Genomic DNA, 23,845 nt, shown 5'->3' with positions numbered 1-23,845 from the left:
GTCTCGTGCGAAGGTATCACCGGTAGATTACAGCGCGCCGCGGCCGGGAGCAACTCCGAACGGCCGGGCGGCGGGCAGATTCTCGGCCTCACCCGACGAAGATGCCGCTGAGCACGTCGGCGACGATCTGCGAGCTGAGCACCCGGCCGGCGGAGTCGAACACGCGGCCGTCGCCCGCGGCCCCAGCCCCGCTGCCGGTGAGGATCTCATCCCGGCCGTCCCCGTCCACGTCGAAGCCCGCCACCCGGACCCCGCCGCGGAACGCCGGGGCGTACGCCAGGAAACTCAACTGGGGCCGGTCCGCGGCGCCGTACACGTTCACCACCGGGTCGGCCCCGGCGTCGGCCCCCACGAGGATCTCGTCGGTGCCGTTGCCGTCCAGGTCGGCGGCCCCCACGAACACCCCGCCGGTGGACCCGTCGAACGTGAAGAACGAGCGGACCAGGGCGCCGGTGGCCCCGTCGAACACCTTCACGTGCCCGCCCGCCGAGCCCACACCGGCCCCCACAATGATGTCGTCCGCCCCGTCCCCGTTCACGTCCCCGCTGGACACCCGGGCGCCGCCGGCGAACCCGTCGAACGCGAAGAACGAGCGGATCAGGGCGCCGGTGGCCCCGTCGAACACCTTCACGTGCCCGCCCGCCGAGCCCGCACCGGCCCCCACGATCAGGTCGGCGACGCCGTCCCGGTTGATGTCGCCGGTGGTGACGTACACCCCGCCGGCGAACCCGTCGAACGCGAGGAACGAGCGGATCAGGGCGCCGGTGGCCCCGTCGAACACCTTCACGTGCCCGCCCGCCGAGCCCGCACCGGCCCCGGCGACGATGTCCATCACGCCGTCGCCGTTGAGGTCCGTGGTGGCGACCCGCACCTCACCCTGGAACCCGTTAAAGGCCGGGATCGAGGTGCCGTCGCCGCCGGCGAGCTGGACCCGACCGTTGTTCCCGGCCCCCAGCACGAACTTGGGCGGCGTGGCGGCCGCGGCGACCGTGAGGGCGAACTCGCGCGCGCCGCTGGCCCCGCTCGAGTCGGTCGCCGCAACTGTGAACGTGTACGCCCCGGCCGCCGTCGGAGCGCCGGTCAGCTCCCCGGCCGCGCTCAGCGTCACGCCGGGCGGCAGCGCCCCGGCGGTGACGGTGTACACGAACGGACCGCTCGCGCCGGCCGCGGTGAGCGTCGCCGCGTACGCGGTCCCGACCGTGCCCGCCGGGAGCGCGTCCGGGCCGATGGCGACCGCGACGAACTCGACCGCGCCGATGTCCACCCGGCCGCCGAGCACCCGGGTTTGTCCCCGCTGGTCCGTGGGCGGCAGGTTCGAGGCGTCCGGGTCGCCCATGTCGCGGGCCGGGCTGTCCGCCAGAAGGGCGTGCGTGTGCGTCAGCCCGCCGTTATTCGCCAGCGGCCCGAGCCGCGGGTCGAGCGGGTTCGCTAATGTCCCGATCTGGTTGCCCGTGCCCACCGGCGGGGGGGCCAGCACCAGACTGTCACCCACGCCGATCAGCGAGTAGTTGAAGAGGAACGGGATGCCGGAGTCCACGAACAGGTCGTCCGGGGTGGTTCCGGTCGGGTCCAAGTTGCCGGCGACGATCGAGTTCCGGACGGTGACCGCGATCCAGCCGTCGGCCGACAGCCCGCCTCCGTACCCCCGGTTGGCGGTCACGGTCGAGTTGGTCAGCGTCCCCTGCGCGCCGGTGAAGAGGGCACCGCCCCCGTAAGCAGCGGCGTTGCCGCTGACGGTGCTGTTTACCAGGTCGAGCGTGCCGTCGTTCCCGCCGTACAGAGCGGCGAGCCCGCCCCCGCCGTATGTGGCGGTGTTGCCGCTCACCGTGCTGTTGGTCAGGGTGGTCGCCCCACCGTAGTCGTCGGCCGTGAAGACCGCGCCGCCGTAATCTGCGGCGTTCCCGCTCAGGGTGCTGTTGGTCACCGACACCGTACCGGCGATGTCTGAGAACACCCCGACCGCGCCTCCGTAATGTGCGGTGTTCCCACTCAGAGTGCTGTTGGTGATCGTCACCGACCCGCCGATGTCTAAGCACACCCCGACCGCGCCTCCGTAAATTGCGGTGTTCCCACTCAGAGTGCTGTTGGTGATCGTCACCGACCCGCCGTAGTATGTCGCGATCCCGCCGCCGATCACGACAGCCTGGTTGCCGGTGAACGAGCTGTCAGTGGCCGTCAAGATACCGCCGTAAAATATCCCGATCCCGCCGCCATATCCGGACTGGTTGTTGGTCACGTTTACGTTCGTCAGGGTCGCGGTGACACTTCCGTCGATCCCGATGAGCGCGACCCCTCCGCCCAGATCTTGGGCCTGGTTGGCGAACAGGTCGACGCCGGTGAGCGCCAGATGGGTTCCCGCGGAGCCGCCGTACGCTACGATGGCACCGCCGATATCGGTGACGTTTCCGCCACTGAGCGTCATGTTCGTGAGCGTCAGGTCGGCCCCGCCCGAGAGGTTGAAGAGGCGGGTGTTCGCGTTCGGCGCTCCGAAGCTGGCCGTGATGGAGGTCTGGCTTGCTCCGGCCCCGCCGATCGTCAGCTTCCCGGTCGTTGCCGCGTCGACGATGTCCAGGCCGAAGTCGGTGGTGTCGGTAAGCAGATAGGTGCCGGCGGACAGCGTGATGGTGTCGTCGCCCGCCGCTTGCGCGTACTGGACCGCCGCCCGCAGGCTGCCGAACAGGTACGGGTCGTTCTGCGTCCCGGTACCGGCGGTCGGCGGCCCGGCGGGGCCGTCGGCAAACCCGGTTACGGCCAAAAATGCTGGGACGCATCGGTCTTCCATCTGTTCGATCGCGAGGCGTCCGAACAGGCTCTTGCGCAGCGAACGGCTGTTATGAAACGCCATGATCTCTCGGTCTCTCCAATTTTGCAGGATGAAAAACACTCAACGGGACGGAAAGCGCCCGGCCGCAGCCGGGTCGTGGGGGGTTGGGTTCCGGCCGGGCGGTCAGGCCACCGCCACGGCCGGTTGGTCGAGCAGTTCGCGGCAGCGGCCGACGATCGTTCCGAGCGAGCCGTCGGGCCACCGCCGGCGCAGGTCGGCGGCCACCTCGGCCGCCCGGCGGGCGAACGCCGGGTCGTCGAGCAACTGCCGCATCCCTTCGGCAACGTCCGACGCCGGGTACGTTCCCGCGAGGTAGTGGGCGACCCCGAGCCGGTGAGCGGCGGACGCGTACAACTGGTGCTCCAGGTGCTCCGGGAGGAGCAACTGCGGGCGCCCGGCCAGGAGCGCGGCCTCGGCGGTGCCGAGCCCGGCGTGGTGGGCCACCGCCCGCACGCGGGGGAGCACCTCCGCCAGCGGGGGCGGGGCGTCGTGGACGGTCAGCCCGCGGCCCCGGAGCCGCTCGCGCTGCCCGGCCGTCGCCCCGCGCACGTACACTTCCCCGTCAAGCCCGGCGGCCGCCAGCAGGGTCAGCGCCGGTTCGGTGCTGGCCACCTCGGCGCTCAGGTACGCGAAGAAGCGCCGCGGGGCGATCCCGTCGGCCGCCACCGGGGGGGCGAGCGGCCCGACCGGCGGGCGGCGCCGGGCCTCCCGGTACGGATCCAACTCCGGAACGGTCGTGACGAACGCCTCGACCCCCGCCGCGATGCCCGGCAGCGCGGCGGGCGCGGGCCGGCCGCGGGCGGCCTGCGCGGCCCGGACCGCGGCCAGCAGGTCCTCCGGCGCGCCGCGCGGGGGCTGGGTCGACTGGTCGCGGAAGTACGGCGGGAACACCGGCAGGTCCGCCGGCGGCTGGCAGAACCCGTTCCCGATGTCCACGGTCGGCACCCGACCGGCCGCGGCGAGCCCGAGGGTGGGGGCGTAGTCGAGGACGACGAGGTCGGGCCGGACCACGTCCAGGATGCCGTCCCACTGCCGCAGCAGTGGGAGAAGCGTGCGGTCGGACGCGTAGCCGTGGAGCCGGAGGATGTCGGCGAAGGAGGCGGCGACGAAGCCCGCCGGGGCCGGCTCCGACCAGACCGGAATAGGGAGCACGGGGAAGGGAGCGTCCCGCAAGAGGGGCCACGCCGCCACCGCCTCCCGGGCGGCGAGGACCGGCCGGTGCCCGTCGGCGGCCAACGCGCGGGCCACCCGGAGCAGATTGTGTGCGTGCCCGAAACCGCCGCCCAGCTCCCACCCGAGCAAAACAGTCCGACCGCGCGGCGACCTTTCCACCGTGTCTCACCTTTCTCGACCGGTCCGGCCCGCGTTCGGGGGACCGTCGTTCACCCGTCCGTGGGGTGGTGCGATTCGCGGGTGCTCGAACCCACGGCGAACCGAGCGGGGCGCTCGAGGTTCACGCCGTAAGCTAATTCACGATTGCAATGCGGCGCGAATCCGGAGCCGAATTGAGGGGTAAAAATGGCTTCCGCGCGAGCCGATTTGCTGCGAGCGCTGACAATTGATGTGCCGCGTCACCTCGCGGCCGGCGGTCGCGCCCAGTATCCTGTTCGCCGGGCGCAACTCGGGAAATTGGCAAACTTGATTGCTGGTTGAATGGTGTATCGGCCGACTGCGGCGGCCGGTACTCGCCGCCGCCCGGTCCGAGACCGCCTCGGGTGGTTACCGCTCCGGCGGCGGCAGGAACCCCGGCGCCGACCGGCTCGGGTCGCGCAGGCTCAGTTCCTTGTCGAACAAATCCAGCCAGGCGTCGACCACCGGCTTGAGGCCGCCGTCCGTGATCTTCGGCTGGAACACCTCGAACAATAGCCGATCGCGATCGCGCCGGACCGTCACAGCCGCCGGCGGCAGTTGGCCGAACGCGGCCGTGAGTGCAGCGCGGGCCTTGTCCGCGTCCTTCAGAAGTACATCGGGTGGGATCAGCTCCGTCACCGTGCCCGGCGCTGGTGCGGGGGGCGCCGGCCGAATCGGGCCGTTGGCTGGTTTCTCGCCAAGAGCGCCGACGAGCGCGCCGAGGTCGAACGCGCCCGCGAGCGCCGCACCCGGGGGAACGGTCCCGCCCTTTTCGCCGACGACCGAGCCGGCGGCGTCCGGGGTCAGCGCGGCCGCGACCAGCTTGCGGTCGAGCCCCCACGCCAGCACGGCGTCTTTGCGCGCGTAGTGGACCGCGGCCCTCCACGGCAGCCCGGTGCCCGCGAGCGAGCGCACCTGCACGCCGCCAACCGTTTCGGTCGACGGCTGGGCCGGCGCGGGCTCGCCCGCGATCTCGGCGATCAGTTTGGGAACAAGATCCTCCAGAGCGGCCGCCGCCGAGGCGTCCGCGGTGTGGATCACGAACATCGGGACCGGCGTGGCGCCTTTCGGCAGATCCGGCTTTGCCGGAACCACGACCGTGACCGCGTTCACCTTGGCGAGCAGGTCGTTGACGGCCACCTTGTGCTTCACGCCGATGTCTTTCGCGATATCACCGGGCAGCCGTCCGAGCTGGCCCGCCCCCTTCGCGAGCGCGTCGAGGAACCCGATCAGCGCAGCGGCGCGGTCCTTCTCGGGCAGGGTCATCGTCGCGGCGAACGCAGCCGGTTTGCGCGCGTGGTGCAGAGCCTCAACCTTCACCCCCGGCCCCGAAAAGAAGTCAACCAGCGGGCTCTTTTCCGCCGGATCGAACCGTCCCCCGGCCACGAGCGACAGCCCACCGTCACGAACCCGCGCGTTCCCGGCGATCGACTTGAGCGCTTTGGGGTTGGTGGTCAGCTTGAGCCACGCCAGCAGGTCGGCGCCGGTGTCGGCACCGCGAGCGCGATCGGCCACGCTGGCGGCGGCGAAAAACCCGGGCGCGGCCGCGTAGAAGAACAGCCCGGGTTTTCGGTACTCGGCCGCGGCCTCTTTGAACCCTGCCGTCGCACCCAGCGCGTCCTTTTCTTCGGCTCGGAACCGTTTGATAACCGGGGCCAGGGCCGCCTTGCTCGTGCCCACGACGAACAGCCCCGGAGTGTACGCATAGGTCAAATCGCGCGGCTCCTCCTTCGGCTTCTCGCCGCTCAGTTTTGGAGTGCCGTTCATGTCGTACGTGACGACCGGCTGGCGGCGCTGAAACACCGGCACCTTCGACACCTCACCGACCGTCCGCACGTTCGGGGTCGCGGTGACGAACGCGCGGGCCGCGAGCCCTGCCGCGGCGCTGTCCCCGGTGAGCACCGCGAGCGCGAATTCGGGCTCACCGCGTTCGGTGAACCCGAGCAAACCGACCGCGACGCCGCCGAGCTTGCGGAACTCCGCGACCACCTCCGGCGACGCGAACAGCGCGAGCGCCGCGAGGTCCTCCTTCGCTCGGAGTTCCGGGAGCGTCTTCGCCTCGTCCTTCTTCCCGTGGATGAACGGCACGCTGTCTTGCAGCGGGGTGCCCTTCAGCACCGCAGCGACCTGCGGCCCGAGTTCGGCGGGGTTGTGCAGTTCGACGTAGGCGAGCGTGTTCGCCGGGAACACGTCCGCCACATCGACCGGCGCTGCGAACGCGGTGGCGCCCGAGAGCGCGACGCATACCGCAACCGCAAGAGGATGAAGGCGAGTCAAATGAATCTCCAGATGGTGTGGCGAACCCGCCACCGGGTCACTTCGCCGGCTTCAACTCGCCCTTCGTCGCCCAAGTTAGCCCGTTAACGAGCAGGCGGACGAAGTTCTCGTCCTTGAAGTCGTCCGGGTGGCCCAGGGAGGTGTAAAACACGCGGCGCCCGTCCTTCTCACGGGTCCACGCCACGGGTTCCGATTCCTTGCCCATAGTCCCCTGGAGCAGAACGTTAACATCGGTCGCGACGTTGGGGTTCTTGTACAGGCTCCCGTTCGTCTTAAACGACTTCACCCCCTTCAAGATAGGGTGTTCCTTCGCCTTCTCCACCGGCTTCACGTCCGCGACGCCGGCCCCGAAGTGCCCTTTGTAGTTGCCCCCGAACACCTCCGCGTCCATTTCGAGCCACTTCTGGAACCCGTGGCTGGCGGTTCGGACGCCCACGAGCGGTTTACCGGATTTGACGAACGCCTTCACATGATCCAACGACGCGCCCTCGATCTGGAGCCGCCGGGTGAAGAACAGCGCAGCGTCGCACTTCTCCAACTGCTCCAGCCCGGCGAGCGCGCGGTCCTTTTCGGCCTTGGCCGAAATGAGGACGCACTCGACCGCGTAGTTCGCCTCCAGGTGCTTCTGGAACGCCCCGAGCGATTCGTCCGATTTGTACTCGAACGACCCGGACACGAGAGCGAGCCGGAGCCTCTTCACCGCCGGCCCGTCCTTCCGAGGAACGGCCACCTTGGGCGCGTCCGCTGACAGGTACGCGAACAGGTCGGCGATCTCCGGTTCCGTAAGCGAGTCGAGCAGCTTTTCGGGCATCATCGACACCGGCGACGGCTTCAGGTCCGCCACGTCCGCCTTCGCGATCGTAACCTTCGTGACCTGCTCGTTGGCGTAGTTGGTCACCACGATCGCCCCGCCCTGCTCCGTCACGATGCCCGACAGCTTGCGGTCGTCGTTCGTCAGTACGGTGTGGACGACGTACTCGGGCCGGATGTAGCCGCTCGGGTCCACGATCTGCGCCAGCATGTACCCGCGGTTCTTGCGGTCCGCGGTGGTGAGGTCCGGTCCTACCTGGCCACCCGCTCCATGTAACTGATGGCACGCGGCACAGTGCTTCGTGAACAGCACCTGCCCCCTCACCGGATCGCCGGACTTGGTGCGCCCGAGCGCGGTGCTGAGCCAAGCAATGCGAGCCTGTTTCTCGCCCGCGGTCGCCGGGGCCAGTTTCCCGAAGTGCTTCTCCACCAGAATCGTGACGCCTTTATCGCCAAGTGCGGCGGCGACCCGCGCGCCCTCAACCGGCAGGTCGGCCTTGGGGAACGTGCTGGCGTCAAGTCGCTTGAAGAGCGCCAGCGCCCAACTCGGCCGAGTCAGGAGCAGTTGAACCGCCCGCTTCTTCACCGCGGGCGAGTAGCCGGCGTACCCCTCCAGCACCGCCGCACCGACTGCGGGGCCGTCGAACGCCTCCAACCCGCCGAGCAGCCCGACCCGGAGCGCATCGGACTTCGCGGCGGCGAACTGATCGAGGAACAGGGGTTCGGCTTTCGGGTCGCGCACGTCGCGCAGTAGCGCCACGGCCCTCAGCCGACCGGCGTCGCCTACCGCCCCGTCGGTCACGAGCCCCCGGAGGGCCGTGCGGGCCGCCTCGTCCCCCATCCGCGCCAGCACCTCCAGCACCAGCAAGTCTTTCGGGCGCTGCTTGCGAAGTTCGGCGAGCGGCTGACGCAGCGCCGGCGGCACCGCGTCGAGCGGCTTGGCCTGGAGCGCCGTCGCGACGCCCCGGAGTACCGGTTCGATGTCGTCGCCGTAGTCCGTCACAAGATTGAACAAGGCGCCGATGCGCTCGGTGCCGCGGGTGATGTTCCCGGACATGAAGCGGCGCGCGACCCGCTCGTTGAAAAAAGCCCTAAGTGGCGGGCTCAGCCCAACCGGGTACGGGAACCGCACCGTGTCGGTCGTATCGCGCCGGTTGCTGTCCTCCAGCCCCCACCACACGAGCAGCGGCAGTTGCGGGTCGTCACCGAGGATCGGGTTGTCCATCACGGCCGCGATGACGGCGGCCTCCTGCTGCGGGGCGAACCGGCGGGCGCTGCACGCGATCTGCGCCACCACCGCGTGGCTCTTCTCCGTGCGCGCGACGTTCGCGAGCACCGCCGGCGTCGCCTCCGACGCGCCCACCTCGTCCGCGATGAGGCGAACCATCCAGGCGCGCACGTACTCGTTGGGGTGCTCGCCGACGTTGTCGAAGTCGCCCTCCGCCCACCCGCCCGAAGCGGCTAGCGCCCACAGCGCCTCCAGCGCGAGCGGTCCCTTCTCGGTCAGCAGCCACTTGCGCAGTTTGGGGTGCGCGGCCGCGGCGTCGGGGCGCTCGGACAGCAGGCGCCGGGCCTCCTTGCGCCACCACATGTTCGGGTGCTTCAGCAGTTCGGCCAGCTCCGCGGCGGTCTTCTTGCGCAGGTCGAACGGCTCGCGTTTCGTGGCACCCCCGTACTCGATGCGGTAGATGCGCCCGGTGGCCTTGTCCCAGTTGTCGACCGGGTCCAGGTGCGCGGCGCGGCGGTCGTAGAAGTCCACGACGTACACGCACCCGTCCGGACCGAGCAGCAGGTCCACGGGCCGAAAGTGGGTGTCGTCGGTTTCCATCAGTTCGCCGCCGTGCCGTGCCTGGAACGACGACTTGCCCGGCTCGAGCTTGTGCCAGTAGACCGCGTTCGACAGGATGTTCGCCGCGATGTACTGCCCCCGGTACGGCTCGGGGTACACGTCGGCCTCGTACAGCACCCCGCCGCAGGTGACGTGACCGCCCTTGAAGCCGGTGTACGGGACGTGCTCGAAGTAGCCGTAGGTGTACGGGTTGTGAAGCGGGCCGTGCTTGCTGAAGCCCTTCACGTGGTAGGCGCCCTGCATCTGGTGCAGGCACGCGAACCCGCCCCAGTTGGTTCCGGCGATCGCCTGCCCGTTCTTGTCGAAGTCGAGGCCGTAGGTGTTCCCGCCGCCTTCACTGAACAGCTCGAACCGCTTTGTCTTCGGGTGGTAGCGCCAGACGCCTTGCTGAAACTCGACCACCTCTTTGGGGTTCGCCGGGTTCGCGATCTTGCAGGTGCTGGTGCTGCCGGCGGCGCCGTAGAGCCAGCCGTCCGGCCCCCACTGGAGCGAGTTCGCGAGCGAGTGCGTGTCGTCCATCCCGAACCCCGAGAGCAGCACCTCCGGGTCGCCGTCGGGAACGTCGTCCTCGTTCTTGTCGGGGTAGAACAGCAGGTACGGCGGCTGCGCCACGTACACCCCGCCGTTGCCGATGCAGAACCCGCTGGCGATGTTGAGCCCGGTCACGAAGTCCTTGGACCTCGTGAACACGCCGCTCGCGTCCGGGTCCGAGAGGATGGTGATCTTGTCGAGCCCCTTCGGCCCCCTGGGCGGCGGCTCGGGCACCTTGTCCCAGACGGTGCGCAGGTATTGGTCCTGCTTGACGGCCTTCAGTCCTGCGTAGTTCGGGTACTGGAGGTACTGGAGCACCCACATGCGGCCGCGCGCGTCGAAGCTGATGCTCGTAGGCTGTCGGACCGTGGGCTCGGACGCGACGAGCCGGGCCGAGAACCCCGCGGGCAGCTTGAACCGCTTCGCCGCCTCTTCGGGCGTGAGGCCGTCGGCCCGGGCGAGCGACGCGCCGGCGAGCAGCGCGCAAAACGAAAGCAGCGAGCGCAGCATGGGGTGGGCTCCGTGCGGGTGCCAGAGGTGCAGAATGAGGCACGGAGCGGCGCATTGCAAGCGCCTAACGGCGGCATGTGACGCGCCCCGCGGCGGGGCGGCGTCCGACCGTTCCTGACTCGATCGCGCGGGTTCCGGTCATGGAACGTGCGACGATCGGGTTCGGCATTACGATCACGTGCCCATCACGTTGTACCCGCAGTCCACGTACATGATCTGCCCCGTCACCGCGCTGGCCAGCGGGCTGCACAGGTACAGCGTCGTGTTCGCCACCTCCTCCGGCTCGATCGCGCGGCGCAGCGGCGAGTGGTCCGCGGCGTGCTGGATCAGCTTGTCGAAGTCCTTGTTGATCGCCCGCGCCGCCCGGCTCCCGTAGGGGCCGGCCGAGATCAGGTTCACCCGGACGTTCTTGTCCCCAACGAACCACGCGAGCTGCTTGGCGTCCATCTGGAGCGCCGCCTTGCACGTCCCCATCCCGCCGCCGTAGTGCGGCACCACCTTCTCGCCCGCCACGTAGGTGAGGCCCACCACGCTCGCACCGCCCGGCCGGTTCGCCATGTGCGGCGCCGCCGCGCGGACCATGCTCACCAGCGAGTACGCGCTGATCCCCATCGCCTCGTGGTACGCCTTGCGGCTCGTCTCGAGCAGCGACTTCGTGATCTCCCGGCTGAACGCCACCGAGTGGATCAGGATGTCGATACCGCCGAACTCCTGGGCCACCGCGTTCACCGCGCCGGTGATGCTGTAGTCCTCGGTGTACTTCGAGTAGTGCCGCCGCTGCGCGTCCGGCATCTCCTCCAGCTTCACGTCGGCCATCGTGTCGTAGCTGGCGTCGCAGCGGACCAGCTTCACCGGCGCGAAGTCCGAGCCGTCCGGCAGCTTCCGGGCCGCCACGTCGTCGGGGTCGCTGGTGGTGCGCAGCAGGTTCTGCACGATGTCCAGCACCCGCGGGTGGACCGCCAGCACCACCTTCGCCCCGGCCGCCTGGAGCGCCTTGCCGATGTACCACGCGAAGCTCTTGTTGTCACCCACGCCGGTAACCAGCGCGACTTTACCCGTGAAATCGATGGGGATCATTAACGTTGACCTCGGAAGCTGGACGGCACGCGAACGCTCGTGTCCGCGTGCCGTTTTATTGATCCCCTGCGCTCACGGCTTGCGCCCCCACACCACCACCGCGCCCGCACCGCCGCCCGCCGGGAGCCGCTCGAACTCGGACACGCCGTACCCGGCCACGAACGACCGCCCGTCCGGCGCCCACGCAACCGAAGTCACCGGTGCCATCCGCCACAGCCCCGACGCCACCGCTTCGCCGTCCCGCGGTGCGAGCAGAACCACGCGCTGGGGGCACATGCCAGAGAGCATGTCCACGGCTGCCGCGACGGTGCCGTCCGCGGGCGACACGGCCAGTGCGTGCACCCGACCGGCCGGCATGTCGCGCCCGTGGAACGTCCGTCGCCAGATCTCCTTGTCGGTCTTTGCGTCCCACGCGATCACGGTTCCGTCTTCATCGCCTGCCACGAAGAACGAGCCGTCCGGCGCCCACGCCACGCAGGTCACGGGCGCCTTCGGACCGGTCAGCACTCGCGTGGGTGCCCCCTCACCTTTGGGGCTGAGGCTGACGCCCCACGCACCCGAGTCTTGGCCCTTGGACGGAACGGCGAGCCACTTCCCATCCGGCGACCACGCGGGCGCGATACGCCGCGCCACCGACTCACCTTTCGGGCGCGGGTGCGACTGGAACGACCACAGTTCCTTGCCGGCGAGCGAGCGGACCCGGGTCACATACCCGTCGGTCGCAGCGAGGCGGGTGCCGTCCGGCGAAAACGCCACCTCGCTCACCCGACCGAATTTGACGTTGTTCTCGCTCCACGCCGCGAGCTTCGTACCCGGCAGTTCGTAGCCCAGAACGCCCGTGTCGCTGCCGACCGCAAGGTGCTTGTTGTCCCGGGAAAACGCCACCCCGTACGCGCCCTTCGTGGCCCGGTTCACCGTGGCGAGCACCTTGCGCGTTTTGGCGTCCCAAACCGCAATCATCCCCATGTGATCGGTTGCGGCCAACAGCTTACCGTCGGGCGACACTGCCACCCCGTTCACATTCCCCTTGAGGTCGGTCAGAGTGGCCACTTCGGCCCAATCCTGTGCTACCGCGGGAGCAGGCGGCGTCACGTCGTACAGCTTGACCGCCCCGCCCGGTCCCACAGCCGCACTGAACCCGGCCAGGAGCTGGTTGCCGTTGGGGGCGAATGCCAGGTGCAGCGCGGCGCAGTCCCTCCCCACGGCTCGCTCCGCGAACCGGTGCTGCTCTTTCCCGGTGGTCGCGTTGAACACTTGAATCACCGTTTCCCGAACGCGGTTCGCCTTCCCGCCGTCGCCACCCACTTCCTTCCGACTGCCAACCGCGATCCGCGTTCCGTCCGGCGAGTACGCGAGCGAGTCCACCCGCCACGACGATGCAAAGCGGTGAACCGGGTTCTTCGCACCGTTTCCGGTCGCCCAGATTTCGACACGCGTTCCGAACGAGATCGCGACCGTACCGCCCGACGGTGCGGGAACGGCCCACTCCATCTGTTCCTTCCCGTTGGGCACGAACGTGTCGAGCCGTTTGCCGTCCGTCGCCGACCACACACCCGCCCCGAGCGGCCCGTCGGCGGTGAGCTTCACCCGCGACACGATGAGCCCTTTCCCGTCGTCGGTGAACTGGACCGTGGGCGCGATCTGGTGTCCGGAGGACATGCCAGACGCTTCGAGCTGCCCTTCCAGCCAGAACGCTTCGGCGCCGGTCGCGATGTCGTACACCCGCACGTTCTGGCCGAAATGAAGGGCGTACCGCTTACCGTCCGGGCTGAACACCGCATGCTCCCACTTGGCCTTCGTGTTCGGGGGACGCCGCCCGGCGGTCCGGTGGCCCCGTGCGTCGTACAGCGAGATCAGCCGGGGTTCCAGCACAACGAGACCGTTGTCCGCGAGTAAGCACCCCGCTTCGCCCCCGGCCGTGTACAGAGGTTTTCCGGTCGCGGCGTCGAACACCTCGATGATGCCGTCGCGGAAGACGATGTAGCGCGAGCCGTCCGGGCCGAACGCGACGCCGCGCATGCCCCGCACGCTCGGCTCTTCGACGTTCAGTACGCGCAGCGTCTTCGCCCCCGCCGGCGGGTCGAAACCGATCACATCCGGGAAGTTGCCGGCCCCGCACACGATCCGTTTACCGTCGGGGCTAAACGCGAGCGACATCACCGGCAAATTGTCAGGGAACCCATCGAACCACTGCAACTCGGCCCCCGTCCGCGCGTCGAGCAGTTGGACGTTCGCGGTATCTCCCGTGATGACGCCGCCGGTCCGACCGGGCGGGCTGGTGCTGCGTTCGACCCGGCGCCCGGCAGCCAGGCGTTTGCCGTCTGGCGACCACGCCAGCGCACTGAACCGCCCGGTCATTTCTTCCCAGCCCGCGTCGAACCGGCGCGACAGTTTGAGAGTCTTTGCGTCGTACACTTCCACGCTGTACCGACCGACCGCCAATTCCGTCCCGTCAGGCGACCAGGCGAACGAAAAGGCCGGAGCCTCGGAGTTCGGAAGCGCAAGTGCCCCGGTCCGCACACCGGTCACGGCGTCCCAGACGCTCAGGACACCGTTCGCATCTTCAGGGGCGTGCTTCCAGTGGATGCCGGCGAACCGCGTTCCGTCCGGACTGAACGCGCCGCCCCGCCCGAAGATCCGCTTGTACTCGTCCCGGGTGGACACCCTTTGCCCCGCGAGCGCCGGCGCCCCGCCCTTGAAATCGCCGCGGAGGTGATGCACGTTGCCGTCGAACTCGACCCACTTCGATCCGTCGGCGGTGAACGCTGCGGTGGTACCCCGGTAGATCGCCTCGGGTTTGTCACGCTTCTTCGTGGCCTGCACCTTGCCGGTGCCCGCATCGAGCGTGCGAAACTCGTCCTCGGCCAGTACGAACAGCGACTTACCATCGGCCGAAAACGCCGCGAACTCGGCCGGCACACTGAACCGCCGCTTCTGCGTTCCGGCCTCCCACACGACCGCGCGCCCGCCACCGACCGAAACGAACGCCTTCCCACCCGGGGCGTAGGACACCGAATGAATGCGCCCGTCGTGGTCGAGGAAGCCGTTGGAGCCCGCCTCCGGCTTGGGCACCGGCGCGGCAACGGCAGTGGGCGGTGTCGCGGGCAGGTCCGGAACGGGCGGGCGCCCCGGCCACGCGGCGGCCGTCGCAACGGCCGCCAGTAGCGCCCCGACGGCACACGCACCAGCGAACAGCTTCTTCGGAGCGAACGCGAAGCTTTTCATCACGCTCTCCGCGAGTGCGAGAACGAACGGTGACGCGCCGCGACCGGCTAAAGTGCCGACCGCAACGGAACTCAGTTCGGCCGACACAACGAAAGGCACCGCGACCGCCAGAAGCCCCGCGGCGGGCAGCGCCACGCCTCGCCGCGCGAGCCGCACGGCCAGGGCCTTGCGGCCGCGCGCGAGCCACGACGCCACGGTCCCTTCGGCCCGGCCCAACTCGCACGCCGCTTCCGCGCGGGTCTTGCCCTGGAGGTCGCACAGGACGATCGCCGCCCGGTGCGTTTCGGGCAGCGCGGCCAGTTCTTCGTCGATCACCGCTCGCAGCTCGGTGTGATCGAGGGCACCGGCGACGCACCGGCCATCGACGTTCGCCGGAGTGATGACCGCCATCTCGTACCTCCGCCGCCGAGCGGCAGCGACCTTCGCCTTCCGGGCCGTGCGCACCGCAACGCCGTACAGCCAGCCCCCGACCGCTCCGGGCGGCCGAACCAGTTCCGCCTTCCGGGCGAGTACCAGGAACACCGCCTGAAACGCGTCCTCGGCCGCGTGCGCGTCGCCGAGTACCCGGCGGCACACACCCAGCACCATCGGCCCATAGCGCCCCACCAGTTCCGCGAACGCGGCTTCGCGGCTCGTGCCCGGCGCCCCGATCGCGAGGACGAGTTCGGCGTCGGTGAGTGCGCCCCCGGGCTGAAGCCGTGAGACGACTCTGCGGACGGCGGTTGCGGACATCGCAGCTCCCTTCGGCGAACGACCGGTTCCGTCATTGTTTGCCCGGCGGCCGGCAAACTGATGCAGGAAATGCGCGATCATGTCCGCCCTCCCCTTCCCGTGCCCCGTGGTCGAAGCGTAGCGACGCGGCGTATTCACGGTGACCTCGCGTCATACTGCCAGCAGCACCGGCACTTCCGCACCCTATTTCGTCTCGCGCGGCAGTTCCGGAAACTCGCGCGACCTCGAACAGAGCCCGTGACACCGATTCCCGTCCACAGTGGTGAAACGACACGTCGGGCCATAACCGCCGCAATCGATTTCACAATCACACTTTGCGGCACGTATCCCGCAATGATTCCGGAAGCACCCTCCGGGCGAACGGGTGCGTTATTTGTGTTTTGCGGGCACGATTCGGTGGTAGCAACGCACCAGCGACCGGGTAGCGAATCGGCAGCGAACCGCCCGCGAATGTCCCGTCGAGCCCCCGTCGGTCCCGCGCGCCATGCTGTAATCTCCGTGACAGCCTCGCGGCCCAATCTCGCTCGAATCACCCGAGCGGACGTGGGCCGCGCACGTCGCGCGGGTTGGCTCCTACGGCGGTGCGTCTGGCGCGATCCCATACCAATCCGATGACACCGCGCTCGTCCGCGGCGTAGGTGAGATGCGGAACGGCTCTGCCTCCGGACGAGTTGTTCCACCTTCACCCTTGACTTTACTTTGCGGTGCAAAGTATACTGCCGCCAACTTCCCTCTGACGGGTGACGAGCGAATGGAAGTCCGCGACGCGCTAGCCCAGCTCGACCGCATCCACGACCAGCTCACCAAGGGCGAGGTGTACCGCGGGTTCCGCGTGCCCGCGGTGGCGGTGATCGGCGCCGTGGGGCTGTTCGCCGCCGCGGCGCAGCGGTGGGTGCTCCCCGCGGGGGTGCCGGCCGCGTTCGCGGGGTACTGGTCGGCGGTCGCCATGCTCGGCGGGTGCGTCGGGTTCTCGGCGGCGGTGCGGTCGTACCTGTTCCGCGAAGACGACTTCGAGCGGCGCCGCACCCGGCGCGTGATGGGTCAGTTCCTGCCGTGCCTGCTCGCCGGCGCGCTGGTCACGGTCGCGCTCGCCCGCACGGACGGCTTCGTGCCGCTGCTCCCCGGGCTGTGGGCGGTGCTGTTCGGACTGGGGTTCATCGCCGTGCGCCCGCACATGCCGCGCGCGATCACGCTGCTCGGGACGGGTTATGTGTTCGCCGGCGCAATGCTGCTCGCGTGGCAGCCGCCGGAGCCGCCCGGGTGGTGCGTCGGCGGCGTCTTCGGCATCGGCCACCTGTTAACGGCGCTCGCGCTGCACTCCACGAAGGAATACCGAGATGAGTGACGCCGACAAAGAGCCCGACGGCGACGCGGGCCGGTTCGCCTACGACGGCCTCGACCCGGTGCTGCACTCGAAGGCCCGCATCGGCATCCTCACGGCCCTCGCGACGCACCCGGACGGGCTGTCGTTCTCGGACCTCGCGCGGCTGTGCAGCCTGACCGACGGGAACCTGAGCAAGCACCTCGAAATGCTGGCCCGTGAGGACGACGCCAAGCACCCGCTGGTGAAGATCACCAAGACGTTTCAGGACCGCCGCCCGCTCACCACGGTGGTGATTACGACGAGCGGGCGGAAGCGGTTCCGCGAGTACCTGGCCCAGCTCGAACGGGTGCTGCGCGACGCTGCCCAGGAGGCCGACGCCACCGACACCGCGGGCGGGACCGCCCGCCCCGGGCTGGCCGGGGCGTAACACGAAGAGCTTCAGCAGTTTCAAGTCGCATAGCGCAGTCGGGTGGTGTTTCCCTGGGACCGCGGACGTCCCGTCCGCCGGCACGCGCCGAGTGTCGCGTCGCGATCACCCGCCAAGCGCCCTTGACCTCTGAAGCAGCGGACGGGACGTCCGCGGTCCCAGGGGAACACCACCGACGCACCGAATTGGCCGGAACACAACGCGAAGGAGCGGCCATGAGTACCGGAACCGAACACATCGAACCCGCTCCCACCTCGCCCCGGTCGGCGGGGTCCGAGTGGCAGTGGGGGTGGGCGCTGGTGGTGCTGGCGAACCTGCCGGTCCCGTTCGCCTTCGGCCTCGCCGTCACCGCCAAGGGCGGCTTCTTCGGAATGCTCGCGGGCATCGCGGCCCTGTGGCTGGCGGGCGCCGTAACAGTCGCGCGGGTGCCGTGGGTACGGCGGCCGCTGCTGTACGGCGCCGGAGTGTTCTCTTTATCGCAAATCTTACCTATCGCACAATTCATGGCGGGTGGGGCGGCCCTTGAACTGTGCGCGCAGCGCGTGGCCCCGCCGCCAGAAATGACTGAATGGATGGGCTTCCTTGTTACCGTCGTGACCGGCGGGTTGCTCCTCGCGACCGCGCTCGCGGGCGGCCTCTTCTTCCGGATGCTCGTTGCGGTGTTCGCAGGGCACCCGCACCGCCACCCGTCGTAGCGCTATTTGGTCCAGCGCGGGCTTTCGCCCGCTTCTTTTTTGGCCTTTAACTTTGCATCACAAAGTATTCTGCACCGCTACTGGAGTAACACATGCGAAGTGCAATGCTGGAAGCTCTGGGCCTGAGTACCGAAGACGCCGCGACCGCCGTGCCCGTGAAACCGGTCGTGTGGACGTCCGAGGAGTGGGTCGCGTACTTCGAGCATAACGCGACCAACCTCATGCCGATTCCCTGGGGCGCGGGCGCCGGTGCAACGCGCGAGGAGCTGGCCGAGATCATCGAATCGCTGCGGGCGTGGCAGCTCGGCGAAACGTCCGACGGGACGCGGCTGACGCGGGCGGCCGAGCGGCACGCCGCGCAGACCTACGACCCCGCTTACGTCGAAGCGATCAAGCGGTTCATCGCGGAGGAGCAGCGCCACGGGGAAATGCTCGGCCGGTTCCTCGACCTCGCCGGCGTGCCGCGGAAGGGCCGCGACTGGGGCGACTCGATCTTCCGGCTGTTCCGCCACCTGCGGTTGCGAATGGAGGTGTGGACGACGGTGGTCGTCATGGTGGAGGTCCACGCGATGCTCTACTACGCGGCGGTGCGGCGCGCGACGGGCTCCGCGGTGCTGCGCCGCATCTGTCACCAGATCTTGCGGGACGAGGTGCCGCACCTGCGGTTCCAGTGCGAGCGGCTCGCGATCATTCACCGCAACCGCGGGCGCGCGCTCCGCGCGCTCACGATGGGGGTTCAGCGGGTGCTGTTCGCCGGGGTGACGGTGGCGATCTGGGCGGGGCACCGGCGGGCGCTGCGGGCCGGCGGGTTGACGTTCCGGCGCTTCTGGGGCGGCGCGTGGGCGCAGATGGGGAAGGCGTGGCGGGCGATGGACCCGCGCGGGTACACGTGGCCGACCGGGCGAGCGAACTAGCCCTCGTCGAACGCAGCCGCCTGCACGTCTCGGGCGGTGTGGATGATACGGCGCACGAGGACTTCCTCGTCGGTGACGGTGAAGAACACAGTGTAGTATTCGATCACCACGCTGCGCATTCCCGGGTACAACTCGTCGCGTGCCCGGCCCGTCGTCGGTTGCGAGGCGAGCAAGTGGCACCGGGCCGCGAGCGCGGCCGGGAACCGCTCGACAACGGCCGGGCGGTGCTCATAGAGCCACTCCATGATCTGTTCAAGATCTCGCTCTGCGACGGCCGTTCGGGTGACACGTCTCACGAGCGGCTCTCCGCGCGGGCGGCCAGCGCGGCCTTGACTCGCGCGGCCGTCGCGACCGGATCGAACGGCCCGACGCGGCCGGCGACCACGTCCTCATCCGCCTCGTCCAGCAGCGCACGCAGGTCGGCCTCTTTGCCAGCCTCGGACCGCTGGAGCATGCGCAGGCCGGCGGCAATCACCTCTTCCTGGGTTGCGAACTGGCCGGTCGCCAGTTGTGCGTTCACGATCCGCTCCAGCTCCGGAGTCAACGTCACGGTCATGGCCGTTCTCCTCTTCGGTCCGTGTATTATCCCTGCCGCTGTTTCCTGGTCAAACCGAGTTCCGGCCATGCCGACTTACGCCTGCGATCTGGCCGCCGTTCGCGCCGCCGCCGAGCGCCTCAAGGGGGCCGCCCACCGCACCCCGGTGATGACGAGTGCGACCCTCGACCGCCTCGCGGGCCGGCGGCTGTTCTTCAAGTGCGAGAACCTCCAGAAGGTCGGGGCGTTCAAGTACCGCGGCGCGGCCAACGCGGTGCGCAAGCTGTCCGACACAGACGCCGCGAAGGGCGTGGTCACGCACTCCAGCGGCAACCACGCGCAGGCGCTCGCCCTGGCGGCCCGCGAGCGCGGCGTGCCGGCGTACATCGTCATGCCGAAGACCGCCCCGGCGGTGAAGCGGGCGGCGGTGGAGGGCTACGGCGGGCAGGTGACGCTCTGCGAGCCGAACCTCGCCGACCGCGAGCGCGCGGCGAACGAACTGGTCGCGCGGACCGGGGCCGCCCTGATCCCGCCGTTCGACCACCCCGACGTGATCGCCGGTCAGGGCACGGTCGCACTCGAACTGCTCGAAGGCGTACCCGACCTGGACGCGCTGGTCGTGTGCCTGGGCGGCGGCGGGCTGGTCTCGGGGTGCGCGATCGCCGCGACCGGTGTGAAGCCCGGGACCCGCGTGTTCGGGGCCGAGCCGCTTGGCGCCGACGACGCCGCGCGCTCGAAGGCGGCCGGAGAGTGGCTCCCGCAAACCGGCCCGAACACCATCGCCGACGGGCTGCTCACGAGCACCGGTCAGTTGACGTGGCCGGTGATCCGCGACCTCGTGGAGCGCGTCTTCACCGTGTCGGACGACGAGATCCGCGCCGCGATGCGGCTGGTGTGGGAGCGCATGAAGCTGATCGTGGAACCGAGCGGGGCGGTCGGCGCCGCGGTGGCGCTGAGCGAAGCGTTCAAGTCACTTCCGGGGCTGGCGAAGGTCGGCGTGGTGTTCAGCGGCGGGAACGTGAACCTCGACAAGCTGTGGTGGTGATTCCGGTTCCGGGTCGGCGCGGTCACTTGGTCAGTTCGAGCCACAGTTGGTGCGATTCCAGCCGCGTCTTCGCCCAGGCGGCCCACACGAGTGACCGGGCCGGGCCGCTCCCGCTTCCGTCGAGCACGAGCAGCCACTCGAGCGCCGCCGCCTGCGCGGTGGCGAACCGGCCCATTCGCGCGAACTGCTCGTCCAGCGGCGGCGCGCCGACCGGCTCGCGCGGCGTCGCCGCGGCCAGCTCCTCGGCGACGGCCTTGAGCGCCAACACCTTCGCGCGGGCCGCCGCTCGCTGCTGCGGCGTCGCGTCCGGGGAGCGGCGCAGGGCCAGCAGCTCGCGCTCCTCGGGCAGCAGGTTCAGGAACGTGCCGCCGACCCTCGTGATGCTGTTCGGGCCGGCCGGCATCAGGCGCACCAGCCGCGGCCCGATCTGGCGGACGTAGGTCTCGTGCGCGGCGGTCAGCCGCTCCCCGCCCTCCGCCACACTGCGCTCGGCCGCGAGCTGCTGCCGGAGCTTCCGCCAGCCCGGGAGCCCCTCCGCCCCCATCGCGCCGGCCACGCCGGCCACGCACAGCGCCGGCAGCATCGTCAGCAGCAGCCACGCCCCCAGCCGGCGCGGGCGGTCCCCGAGCCGCGCCGCGTTCAGCAGCCCGGCGGTCAGCAGCCCGGCCAGCCCGCCGCCGAGGTGCCCCTCCCAGCTCACGTTCGGCAGGAAGCTCACCGCCCCGTTCAGCAGGAACACCACCATCAGCCGCCGGAACCAGTCGGCCGCGACGTCCGTGGGGAGCCGGTCGCGGAACGCGTACAGCCACACGAACAGCGACATCTGCACGCCCCAGATGGCCCCGGACGCGCCCGCGAGCAGCGCGTTGGGCTCGAGCGCCATCGCCAGCGCGCTGCCGGCGAGGCCCGAGATCGTGTAGATGAGCAGCAGCCGCCAGCGGCCCCAGAGCAGCTCCGCCAGCGGCCCCATCATCGCGAGCGCGAACAGGTTCCCCAACAGGTGCAGGGCGCCGACGTGGACGAAGCAGCACGTGAACAGCCGCCACCACTCGCCCGCGAGCAGGTCCAGCCCGTTGACCGCGCCGAACCGGTGCAGCACCTCCGGGTGCCCCTCGCTCAAGCTGCGCGAGAGCGTCAGCCCCCAGCGGATGCCCCACACCGCGCAGATGAAGAACCACACCGCGTTCGCCATCAGCAGGGCGGGCACCACGACCGGCGGGCGCGAGACGCCGTCCTCGGCCCCGGCGGCCGGGGCGACGGCCGCGGCCGCCTCCGCGGCCCCCTCGTCCTCCGCCGGGGCGACCTGCGCCGCGACGGCCGCGGCCGGCACCCCCTGGCTCAGGCGCTCCAGCGCCCCGGCGTCCGCGGCGGTGATCTTCCCGGCGGGCGTCAGCGCGAACCCCTGGCCCACCCCGCGGACCCAATCCGTTGCCAGAACCAGCCCCGCGAGCCGCAGCTCGGACAGGGGCTCATCGAGGCTGTCGCGCGGGACGCCGCTTTCGGCCGCGAACTGGGCCGGGAACCACGGCCCGGCGGCGGCCGCGATCTGGCGGAGAACGAGGGCCGCGGTCGGCGCCGCGGGAACCGGCGCGGGCGCGGCGGCGGGCGGCACCACCAGCCCGACCTGAATCGGCATGGGGGTTTCGTCGACGCTCGCGGGCGTTTGGGTCTCGTGTCCCGGTTCCATAGCTGGCATTATGTGTGCTTCCGCGCGGCCTGTCGATGCGGACCTTTTCAAATTCGCCCGGTGAACGCCTTTGCACCAGACGCAAACGATTCCAGAATGGTTAGCCGTTAGCGACGAGGTCCGGGCGGCGGTCGCGGCCGGCGGGCCGGTGGTCGCGCTCGAGTCCACGCTGATCGCTCACGGGCTGCCCCGCCCGGTCAACCTCGAAACGGCCCGCGCGGCCGAGGGCGCGTGCCGCGCCGCGGGGGCGACGCCGGCGACGATCGCGGTTCTCGGCGGGGCGCCCACCGTGGGCCTCTCGGGCGCCCAGCTCGAAGAACTCGCGACCCGCTCGGGCGTGCAAAAGGCGAGCCGGCGCGACCTCGGCGCCGCGGTCGCGCTCGGGCGCCACGCCGCGACCACGGTTTCCGCCACGATGGCGCTCGCGCACGCCGCGGGCGTCCGCGTGTTCGCCACCGGCGGGCTCGGGGGCGCGCACCGGGAGGCGGAGCCGTTCGACATCTCCGCGGACCTCACCGAACTGGCGCGCACGCCGGTGCTGGTGGTGTGCAGCGGGGCGAAGAGCATACTCCACCTGCCGCGCACGATCGAGATCCTTGAGACGCTCGGCGTGCCGGTGGTCGGTTACCGCACGGACGCGTTCCCGGCGTTCTATGTGGGCGACCACGCCCCGCCGCTGCCGGTGTCCGCCCGGGTCGATGCGCCGGGCGAAGCCGCCGCCCTGTTCACGGCGCACGTGCGCATGGGCGGTGCGGGGGTCGTTCTCGCGCAGCCGTGCCCCGCGGAGGTCGCGGTGCCCGCCGGGGAGTTCGACCGGTGGCTCGCCGAGGCGAGCCGCGAGGCGGGGGCCGCGGGCGTGACCGGCGCGAAGGTGACGCCGTTCCTGCTGTCGCGCCTCGCGGCCCTGAGCGGCGGGCGCACCCTGGCCGCGAACCGGGCGCTGATCGTGGCCAACGCCCGGCTGGCGGGCGAAGTGGCCGCGGCGCTGTCAGTCGCGCAGTAACAGCGGCCGGCGCTCGGCCCCCGTCAGCTCGCCCCCGATCACGTCGGACCGGGCGGCGGCGCGCTCGGCGCCGGCGGCGCTCCGGTTGCCGGCGCGCTCGTGGACCTCGGCCAGGTACACGAGCACCCGGGCGTCGCCGGGCTTGCGGGCCTTCGCCTCGGTCAGCGCGGCGAGCGCCTTGCACAGCAGCTCCTCGCAGAACGCCGCGTCGCGCGCCTTCGCCCCGTCCTGCTCGCGCACGAGCAGCAGCAGCCCCACCCCGCGGTGAAACGGTTCGGCGAACCGGTCCCCGCTGCGCATCGCGATCTCGCGCAACTTGATGTGCGCGGTGACCAGGTGCGGGTACAGCGCCGGCGGCCCGGCCTGTGCGGCGGCGGCGAACCGCTCGTAGTGGCCGCGCGCGTCTGTAACACGATCGGCCTGCAAGTACAACTCCGCGAGCTGGAGCCGGAACAGGTGCTGGTCCGCGTGCCCGTTCACGTAGGTCTCGAGGTGCCCCGCGGCCCCGAGGTGGTCGGACCGCTCCAGGCACTGCGCGACCAGGGCGAGCTGGTCCTCTTCTGGCGGGTCTTGTGGGGCCGCGGATGTCGCGGACGCGCGAAGCACCTCGACCGCCGTTTTCGGCGCCTCCGGGGGCCGGCCGACGACGCGCACCGGGGCCGTGACCGGAGGCGGCTGCTTGGGCGGGGACGGGGGCGCAGGGGCGTGCAGCGATTCACACCCGACAACCACCCCGAGCAGAACGAACAGTAGTGCCACCCGCATTGCAGCCCTCCGGTCGGCACCGGAGGAATCGACTGCGCGGTTTGTGTGAACCGAGGCGATCTGGAGAACGCGGCGAAGTCGCGAGCGAAGATGGGTAATTTCTGCGTGTCGTTCCGCTCGTACCGAGCCGAACCGCCGCACGTGGCGAGGAAGTGATACCCAATCGGGTAGAGTCGTGCCGGCGCCGGAGCGCGGGCCTCTGGCCCGCTGGTATGGGCGAGAAGTGTGAGCCCCGGGTCCCCGCAGAGCCGAACCGAACCGCCAA

At 70.3% G+C, this 23,845-nt stretch carries 16 protein-coding genes; 6 read left to right on the top strand and 10 right to left on the bottom strand.

Features of this window, described 5'->3' with window-relative positions; genetic code table 11:
- Positions 1-88 precede the first annotated feature (88 nt).
- From GobsT_RS10270 to GobsT_RS10245, 6 genes are all read right to left on the bottom strand, one after another.
- Positions 89-2,845, bottom strand: a complete 2,757-nt coding sequence (locus tag GobsT_RS10270) for a choice-of-anchor Q domain-containing protein (RefSeq protein WP_109571166.1) — start codon at positions 2,843-2,845, stop codon at positions 89-91.
- A gap of 102 nt (positions 2,846-2,947) precedes the next feature.
- On the bottom strand, positions 2,948-4,156 hold the full coding sequence (locus GobsT_RS10265) for a glycosyltransferase family 1 protein (RefSeq protein ID WP_148087687.1): 1,209 nt from the start codon (positions 4,154-4,156) through the stop codon (positions 2,948-2,950).
- Positions 4,157-4,543: 387 nt separating this feature from the next.
- Positions 4,544-6,451 carry a hypothetical protein gene (locus tag GobsT_RS10260; RefSeq protein ID WP_148087686.1) on the bottom strand — a complete coding sequence of 636 codons (1,908 nt, stop codon included), beginning with the start codon at positions 6,449-6,451 and terminating at the stop codon, positions 4,544-4,546.
- Between the two features lie 37 nt (positions 6,452-6,488).
- Complete coding sequence (locus tag GobsT_RS10255; protein ID WP_010046488.1) at positions 6,489-10,151, bottom strand: PVC-type heme-binding CxxCH protein; 3,663 nt, start codon at positions 10,149-10,151, stop codon at positions 6,489-6,491.
- Between the two features lie 174 nt (positions 10,152-10,325).
- Positions 10,326-11,228 carry an enoyl-ACP reductase FabI gene (locus tag GobsT_RS10250; protein WP_010046490.1) on the bottom strand — a complete coding sequence of 301 codons (903 nt, stop codon included), beginning with the start codon at positions 11,226-11,228 and terminating at the stop codon, positions 10,326-10,328.
- A 72-nt stretch (positions 11,229-11,300) separates the two neighbouring features.
- Positions 11,301-15,185, bottom strand: coding sequence for a sigma-70 family RNA polymerase sigma factor (locus GobsT_RS10245; protein ID WP_010046492.1), 3,885 nt, complete (start codon positions 15,183-15,185; stop codon positions 11,301-11,303).
- 751 nt (positions 15,186-15,936) lie between these two features.
- On the opposite strand from GobsT_RS10245, the gene GobsT_RS10240 reads away from it, so the two are divergent.
- From GobsT_RS10240 to GobsT_RS10225, 4 genes are all read left to right on the top strand, one after another.
- Positions 15,937-16,530, top strand: a complete 594-nt coding sequence (locus tag GobsT_RS10240) for a hypothetical protein (protein ID WP_010046494.1) — start codon at positions 15,937-15,939, stop codon at positions 16,528-16,530.
- Positions 16,523-16,936, top strand: coding sequence for a transcriptional regulator (locus tag GobsT_RS10235; protein WP_010046496.1), 414 nt, complete (start codon positions 16,523-16,525; stop codon positions 16,934-16,936). Before GobsT_RS10240 ends, GobsT_RS10235 begins: the two co-directional genes overlap by 8 nt.
- Positions 16,937-17,151: 215 nt before the next feature.
- Positions 17,152-17,631, top strand: a complete 480-nt coding sequence (locus tag GobsT_RS10230; protein ID WP_010050139.1) for a hypothetical protein — start codon at positions 17,152-17,154, stop codon at positions 17,629-17,631.
- A gap of 92 nt (positions 17,632-17,723) precedes the next feature.
- Positions 17,724-18,545, top strand: a complete 822-nt coding sequence (locus GobsT_RS10225) for a ferritin-like domain-containing protein (protein ID WP_197905110.1) — start codon at positions 17,724-17,726, stop codon at positions 18,543-18,545.
- Here the strand turns inward: GobsT_RS10225 and GobsT_RS10220 are convergent.
- Positions 18,542-18,841, bottom strand: coding sequence for a type II toxin-antitoxin system RelE/ParE family toxin (locus GobsT_RS10220; protein WP_033199995.1), 300 nt, complete (start codon positions 18,839-18,841; stop codon positions 18,542-18,544). The two genes, GobsT_RS10225 and GobsT_RS10220, sit on opposite strands and share 4 nt — an antisense overlap.
- Entirely contained in the window at positions 18,838-19,101 is a 264-nt protein-coding gene (locus GobsT_RS10215; protein ID WP_010050145.1) for a ribbon-helix-helix domain-containing protein, read from the bottom strand. The genes GobsT_RS10220 and GobsT_RS10215 overlap by 4 nt, the downstream gene beginning before the upstream one ends.
- A gap of 67 nt (positions 19,102-19,168) precedes the next feature.
- Between GobsT_RS10215 and GobsT_RS10210 the strand changes: the two genes are divergently transcribed.
- Positions 19,169-20,125, top strand: a complete 957-nt coding sequence (locus tag GobsT_RS10210; RefSeq protein WP_010050147.1) for a pyridoxal-phosphate dependent enzyme — start codon at positions 19,169-19,171, stop codon at positions 20,123-20,125.
- A 22-nt stretch (positions 20,126-20,147) separates the two neighbouring features.
- Here the strand turns inward: GobsT_RS10210 and GobsT_RS10205 are convergent, their stop codons facing one another.
- Positions 20,148-21,761, bottom strand: a complete 1,614-nt coding sequence (locus tag GobsT_RS10205) for a rhomboid family intramembrane serine protease (RefSeq protein WP_148087685.1) — start codon at positions 21,759-21,761, stop codon at positions 20,148-20,150.
- A 121-nt stretch (positions 21,762-21,882) separates the two neighbouring features.
- On the opposite strand from GobsT_RS10205, the gene GobsT_RS10200 reads away from it, so the two are divergent.
- On the top strand, positions 21,883-22,815 hold the full coding sequence (locus GobsT_RS10200) for a pseudouridine-5'-phosphate glycosidase (protein WP_174263815.1): 933 nt from the start codon (positions 21,883-21,885) through the stop codon (positions 22,813-22,815).
- On the opposite strand, the gene GobsT_RS10195 is transcribed toward GobsT_RS10200, so the two are convergent.
- Positions 22,801-23,580 (bottom strand): tetratricopeptide repeat protein, encoded by a 780-nt coding sequence (locus tag GobsT_RS10195; RefSeq protein ID WP_010049479.1) that lies wholly within the window; start codon positions 23,578-23,580, stop codon positions 22,801-22,803. The two genes, GobsT_RS10200 and GobsT_RS10195, sit on opposite strands and share 15 nt — an antisense overlap.
- Positions 23,581-23,845: the final 265 nt, after the last annotated feature.

The sequence above is a fragment of the Gemmata obscuriglobus genome (assembly GCF_008065095.1).
GTDB classification, from domain to species: Bacteria; Planctomycetota; Planctomycetia; order Gemmatales; family Gemmataceae; genus Gemmata; species Gemmata obscuriglobus.
The sequence above is the reverse complement of the archived record's forward strand: the minus strand, read 5'-3'. Positions and strand labels throughout refer to the sequence as shown.